Source organism: Streptomyces sp. NPDC001137, assembly GCF_040298885.1.
Lineage (GTDB): Bacteria > Actinomycetota > Actinomycetes > Streptomycetales > Streptomycetaceae > Streptomyces.
Map to the genome: position 1 here is coordinate 39,268 of NZ_JBEPBA010000045.1, position 6,474 is coordinate 45,741.

The 6,474-nt window shown below is 69.1% G+C and carries 5 protein-coding genes and 1 pseudogene; 1 reads left to right on the plus strand and 5 read right to left on the minus strand.

Features of this window, described 5'->3' with window-relative positions; translation table 11 throughout:
- Positions 1-61: 61 nt before the first annotated feature.
- Entirely contained in the window at positions 62-1,675 is a 1,614-nt protein-coding gene (locus ABT254_RS45035; protein WP_351483529.1) for an MFS transporter, read from the plus strand.
- Between the two features lie 360 nt (positions 1,676-2,035).
- Here the strand turns inward: ABT254_RS45035 and ABT254_RS45040 are convergent, their stop codons facing one another.
- The 5 genes and pseudogenes from ABT254_RS45040 to ABT254_RS45060 all read right to left on the minus strand — a co-directional run.
- Positions 2,036-2,662 carry a TetR family transcriptional regulator gene (locus ABT254_RS45040; protein WP_351483530.1) on the minus strand — a complete coding sequence of 209 codons (627 nt, stop codon included), beginning with the start codon at positions 2,660-2,662 and terminating at the stop codon, positions 2,036-2,038.
- 102 nt (positions 2,663-2,764) lie between these two features.
- The gene (locus ABT254_RS45045) at positions 2,765-3,853 is read right to left on the minus strand and encodes a catalase family protein (protein WP_351483531.1); all 1,089 of its coding nucleotides are present in this window, start codon (positions 3,851-3,853) and stop codon (positions 2,765-2,767) included.
- A gap of 27 nt (positions 3,854-3,880) precedes the next feature.
- Positions 3,881-5,221 (minus strand): Dyp-type peroxidase, encoded by a 1,341-nt coding sequence (locus ABT254_RS45050; RefSeq protein ID WP_351483532.1) that lies wholly within the window; start codon positions 5,219-5,221, stop codon positions 3,881-3,883.
- A 13-nt stretch (positions 5,222-5,234) separates the two neighbouring features.
- Positions 5,235-5,843: a hypothetical protein gene (locus tag ABT254_RS45055; RefSeq protein ID WP_351483533.1), complete on the minus strand. Its 609-nt coding sequence runs from the start codon at positions 5,841-5,843 to the stop codon at positions 5,235-5,237.
- A gap of 244 nt (positions 5,844-6,087) precedes the next feature.
- Positions 6,088-6,252: pseudogene (locus ABT254_RS45060) on the minus strand (pirin family protein); the annotation flags it as partial.
- Positions 6,253-6,474 lie beyond the last annotated feature (222 nt).

Here is a 6,474-nt window from a genome sequence, read left to right on the forward strand (position 1 = left end):
CGATCCCATTGATTCCGCACCCCCGAAGCCTCCGCTTCACCTCCTGCCGAGGAGCCTGACCATGCCGCTCTTTCCGAACACACCCGTCGAGAAGATGACGGAGCCCTACCACCGCCGCTGGTGGGCCCTGCTGGTCCTGTGCCTGAGCCTGCTGATCGTCGTCATGGCGAACACGTCACTGATCGTGGCCGCCCCCGACATGACCAAGGACCTGGGGCTGTCCAGCAGTGACCTGCAGTGGGTCATCGACGGCTACACCGTCCCCTACGCCGCGCTGATGCTGGTGCTGGGCGCGATAGGCGACAAGTACAGCCGCCGTGGCGCCCTCGTCCTCGGCCTGCTGATCTTCGCCGGAGGTTCGGTGATGGGCGGCCTGGTCGATGAGACGAACCTCGTCATCACCGCCCGCGCGATCATGGGCGTCGGTGCCGCCGTCGTCATGCCGGCCACCCTCTCGCTGCTGGTCGCGATGTTCCCGCGCGCCGAGCGCGCCAAGGCGATCACCGCCTGGTCCGCGACCTCCGGTCTCGCCATCGCCGCCGGTCCGCTGGCGGCCGGCTGGCTGCTGGAGAACCACGCCTGGGGCTCGACCTTCCTGATGAACGTCCCCCTCGCCGTCCTCGGCGTCGTCGGCGCGCTGCTGCTCGTGCCGCCGTCGAAGGCGGAGGGCATGGGCCGCATCGACTACGTCGGCGGTCTGCTGTCGATCGTGTCGGTCGGCTCCCTGGTCTACGCGACCATCGAGGGCCCGCACTTCGGCTGGGGCGCCGCCCCCATCACCGCGGCCGTCGTCGCCGGCGTGGGCCTGCTGGCCTTCGTGGCCTGGGAGTTGAAGCACCCCAACCCCATGCTGGACGTGCGCAAGTTCACCGAGCGTCCCTTCGGCGGCTCGATGCTCGCGGTGCTGTTCTTCTTCTTCGGCACCTTCGGCTCGATCTACTACTCCACCCAGTTCCTGCAGTTCGTCCTCGGCTACAACGCCCTGGAGACCGGCATCCGCCTGCTCCCCCTGGCCGGAGCCGTCTTCCTCGGCGCCGCCGTCACCGGCAGGATCGCCCCCAAGCTCGGCGTGAAGATCGTGGTCGGCACCGGCATGGTCATCGGCACCGCGGGCGTCTTCCTGCTCACCCGGATCGACGCCGGCTCCGCCTACACCGACTTCCTGGCCCCGCTGCTGCTGCTCGGCTTCGCCATCGGCCTGAGCCTGTCCCCCGCCACCGACACCATCATGGGCTCCTTCCCCGAGTCGGAGCTGGGCGTCGGCGGCGGCGCCAACGACACCGCCCTGGAACTCGGCGCCTCGCTGGGCATCGCCATCCTCGGCTCGCTGCTGGCCACCTCGTACAAGGACAAGCTGACCGACCTGGTCGGCGGCCACCTCCCGGCCGAGGCCATGAACACCGCCAAGGACTCCGTCGGCGGCGGCATCGCGGTCGCCGAACACGTCGCCAAGAACCCGCAGGGCGGCGCCGAACAGGCCCAGACCCTGCTCGGAGCGGTGCACGAGTCCTTCGCCCACGCCATCGCGCACACCAGCCTCGTCGGCGGCATCATCATGGCCGCCGGAACCCTGATCGTCATCGCCGTCCTGCCCGGCCGCAAGCACACCACCAAGCACGGCGAGGCCGATGCGGCACCGGCCACCGAGGAGCAGACCGAGACCGTGGGCGCCTGAGCCCCGTACACCGGAGGCCGGAACCTGATTCCGACCTCCTCCTGCCCCACAACGGGCTGTGCCTGAGCGGCGCACGGCCCCGGGACGGTGCCGGGAGGGGACACCCGGCACCGTCCCCCTTTTTTTCGTTGTCTCCGATCGATGCAGGTAGGTGCAAGCCTTGCGCCAGGTCCGCTTGCCGAACTACCGCATCAGCGCCGTGTACCTGTCCAGCGCTTCTCCTCCGACCTTGAACCGGCTGAAGTGAGGTGGGTCCTGCGAGCCAAGGGCTGGTGACCTGCAGCATGACGTCCAGTGGGGGCGGACACGGAAAGACCCCGGCGCTTCGCACCGGGGTCACGTCGGACTGTGGGGGCGATCTCACCCCTCGGCGGCGGCCACCTCGTCGACCACGATCTGCGCACGCTTCTCCGGCACACCGGCCGCGATGAGCGTGGTGACGGCCGCCCGGGTGCCGTCGTCCTCCAGCGCGCCGGTGTTGACCTCCTCCAGCAGGGCGACCGTCATCGCCTCCAGGCCGGCGCTCAGCACCGGGGCCGGCAGGTGGGAGTGGAAGATCCCGTCCCGTTGTCCCTGCTCCACGATGGCCGTGACCCTGACCCGGGCGGGCTCCAGGATCCCCGCGACACGGTCCATGCCGAGGTCCCGTCGGGCCAGCGCCAGGAGCATCCGGTAGCGATCGCCCACGGGCCAGAGTGACAACGTGAAGTGGGCGAGCGCCCTGTCGGCCGGCTCCGTCACGCCTGCTCCGACCGCAACGGCGGCTTGGAGCGCCTCAGCGGCCTCCTCGGCCAATGCCTCCAGGAGCGCGGCCCGCCCGGGGAAGTGCCCGAACAGCGTGCGCCGTACGACACCGGAGGCGCGGGCGAGTTCCTCCAGGGTGATGTCGGGGTTCCGGCCGAGCTCCTGGCGCGCGGTGGCGAGGATGCGCGCCCGGTTGGACCGTGCGTTGCGTCGCTGGGGCACACGGCCGACGGGCTGGGACACGAAAGGAACCTCGAAGAAGCCAGGGCGGAGAATGGACTTCTCCATTCTGGCACGCGAGTCCCGACCGACCCACGGACACATCCGGGGTCGGTCGGGACCTGGTCAGGCGGGCAGCTCCTTGATGTCGGACGGCTCCTGCGGCTCGATGCCGTTGAAGCGGTGCCGGAAGTCGCTGGAAGCGGGGTACGCGGCGCGGCGGGAGCGCATGATCGAGCCCAGCGGGCGGTGGGCCTCCAGGGCGTGCCAGGGGCTGAAGGACAGGACATCGTCGGCGTAGCGGCGGCGGGCGTCGCTGTAGGCGTCCTGGGCGGGCAGATGCAGCACGGCCACGGTCTGGTGCGGTGACAGTTCCTCGGGCCACAGGACCGAGGCGTCCTCCACCGGCATCCGGTCGATGTCCGTGCACAGCTGGGCACGGATGTCGTACTCGGCACTGTTGTCTGCGAAGAAGTCGACGACGAGGTCGCGCAGGGCGGACTCGCCGGCCTTCTTGTCGACGTGGCTGCCGGTGAGGGCCTTGACATTCGCCGAGCGGGGCGCGGCGGACATCTTGGCGACGTGGTCGCCGTAGCGCAGCGCGGCCATGGAGTGGAAGGTCTCGCCGAGGATGTGGTCGTTGGCGGCGGCCAGGGTCTCGACGGCGGGCGGAAGCGGACGTCCGACGCGGGTGAGGGCCTTGGCGGCCACTCGGGCGGCCGCGCCGGTGAGCTGGAGCTGCTGGTCACTCTGGCCGGGCTGTTTCTCCAACAGGTCCTGGAGTTTGGCGTATTCGGCGATGTTGCCGAAAGGCAGGGTGGGGTGGTTGACGAGGAGGAAGTCCTGGGTGGTGAAGCCGTCGTCGAGGGCGCGTGGCCCGGGGGCGCCGATCACCTTCATCGCGAGGCCGCGCTGGACGGGCACCTGGTCGGAGCGCAGGTCGCCGGGGGCGGAGGAGAAGCGGACGATCACCGGGTAGGTGGTCGGTTCCGCGAAGAGGCCCTGGGCGAGATGGGCGGGCAGGTCGGGTTGGATGCGCAGCTCACCGGCGAGGACGCCGTGGCTCTTGGCGTGGGCGTCGCGCAGGCCGTGGCGGTGTTTGTCGGCGACCTGCTGGTTGGCCTTGCCCATGGCTGCGACGACCTGGCGGACGAGTTCGTCCTCGTCCGGAAAGGGCTGTTCGAGGTCGGGGCTGTAGCGGACGTACGAGGTCATGGGGCGTGTCTCCGCGCGAGGTGGGGGTCAGTTGCTGCTGAGCCAGCGGATGGCGGACAGGCTGGGCATGAAGAAGTACTCGCCGCCGAGGAGGGTGTTGAAGGACTGGATGTTCTGCACACGGCGCGGCGGGGTCCCGGGCACGGTGAAGTAGGCGCCCTTGTCCTGGAGCGAGATCATCGGGTCCTTCTCCTTGCCCAGGCCCATGAAGTTGCCGGAGCCGACCCATTCGCTCTGCAGGAACTCGACGTTGTCGATGGCTCGGGCGCCGAGGGCGATGAAGTCCAGGCCGCGCGGTGTGCCGTCGTCCTTGAGGCGGTCCGGGGGCAGAGGGGTGCCGTAGGAGGTGCCACGCCGGATGATCCGGCGGATGTTGACGTCGGTGAGGACCGTCAGCTTGGTGTCGCGCGGGTTCATCCGGCGGATGTGGGAGCCGAGCGGGGTGCGCAGCCCGCGAGGGTCGGCGGAGTAGTCGAAGTCGTTGATCCGGTTCGGGTCCTCACCGATCGCGGGGGTGTCGCGGTCGGGCGAGAGGGCGAGAGGTGCGCCGCTGCGCCAGCGGCCGACCAACTTGGCTGCCAGCAGCTCGCGTTCGGCCTCGGTGGAGGCGTTGTCGTGCAGCCACTTGTTGAAGGCCGCGACGTGGGAGTGGTACTTGCGGAAGACGACGTATGTGCCGTTGCGACCCAGGACGTCCGGAGCCGGTACGGGCAGCGGCACACCGGTCTCGCTCGGGTAGCCGAGGACGAACTCACCGGCCTTGATGGGCCGTCCGTCGCCGGGCAGGGGTTCGGCGCCACTGCCCTCGACCACCGGCTGGCTGAAGCCGTCCCGGTAGCCGAAGACGTTGAAGCCGTCGGCCGCGAAGTCCTGGTGCGACAGCAGCCGGACGCCCGGGACTTCGCCCAATTCCTTTTCGTAGGCGGCGACTTCGGCCCGCCAGTCGTCCTCGCTCGCGGCGTAGACCGTGACGGCCACGTGCACGCGCGGGGTGCCGAAGGGGAACTCCCAGCGGTCCGGCGCGTTCACGCCCGTGTCCCGCAGTCGCTCGGCGCGGGCGGCCATCCCGGCGCGGAAGTTGGCCGGGAAGGACGCCAGTGAGGTCTCCGGCAGTCCCAGTGCGACCAGGCCCTGGTAGCTGAGAGCGAGGGCCAGCCAGGAGGGCTGCGGTTCGTCCCAGCGGGCCGCCGAGGTCACCCTCGGCGCCAGTCGGCGCAGCAGTTCCCTGCCCGCGGCCGGTTCGGTGATCTCCAGGATCGCGTGGGTGCCGAAGTAGGGCTCGGGCCGGGCCCGCAGCAGGGTCGCCTGGATGTCGTCGAGATCCAGGGTGGGCGGGCGGCGCAGCCGCCGGAACAGCGGGGAAGGCATGGTGTGCCTGCCTTCAGTTGAGGTCCGACAGGAAACGCTGCACGGCGGCCTCCTGCCGCTTGAGCCGGTGGCCCTCCGCGACGGTGAGGGTGGGGTGGGCGACGAACCACGCCTCCGCCGGGATCTGGTACTTCACGATGAAGTCCTTCACGTCCGGCGAGGTGATGCCGGGCCACCCCTCGACGTTGCTGAACAGGTAGTCCATGAACTCGGGGATCTTGGTGGCGAAGTCGTCGATGTAGGGGTCCCACTCGCCGTCGAAGGCGGTGGCGAACAGCAGCTTCGTGTCGTTGTCGAGGAACACGAACCGCATGTTGTGCAGGGTGCCGACCTGGCCCGCGCCCGCCAGGTTCCCGCCGACCAGGCCGAAGAACTTCCGCAGCCGCGCTGCGCCGTTCGGCTTCAGCGGCAGGATCGTCGTCAGCTCGGACACCTCACCGCTCTTGGCGCCGATCCGGCCGGCGGTGGTGACGGCGTGTTCGGCCATCTCCTCCTTGTCGGCGAGGATCTCGGCGGCCTTGAGCTTGAGGGCGATCTTGGCGTCCGACAGTGCGGTCTCGACCTTCTCGCGGACCGCATCGGGGAACTGCTGGAACTTGGCGTGCAGGTCTGTCTCGCTCATGGCGCCTCTCTTTGGGCGTGGGCGGCAAGACGTCGCATACCGCCACAAATAGTCCATCGCAGGGTGGCGTACAAGCGGGACGAAACCCACTCTCTGACCACCTCCGCATAACTGATTACATCATCAGTTTGCAGGGCCGGCTTGTCAATGTCAGCCACGCTGTGGAATCGCCGAGTGGAAGACGGTGAGAATTACCCGACCGCCTTCCGCCTCGCAGCCACCAACGCTTACGCGTTTCAGCAGGTCAGCGCACTCTCCCCCGCGGCTTCAACGGCACCGGCGGCAGTTCCGGAGCAGGCAGCGGCGCCCCGTCGTACCCCTTCACCTCACCGAAGCGCGACCCTTCCATCCAGTCCCGGCGGGCTTGCACGATCTCTTCCTGGGAGCGTCCGATCCAGTTCCAGAACATAGCGGGTCCTGTGCGCATTAGCGCAGGTCAGCGGCGTTCCGGACCGCCGACGGTTAGCAAACTGTCAGCATCGGTCTCGGAGGAGTCAGCAACCGTGAGTTCCACTGCCCTGGTTCGTGGGATGGGGTCGTTTTTCAAGGAGTGTGAGCATCCGCGGTCGCGGTGGTCGAAGTGTCCTCACCCTTACAAGATCCGCTACCGGTCGGCGGCGGGAAAGCAGGT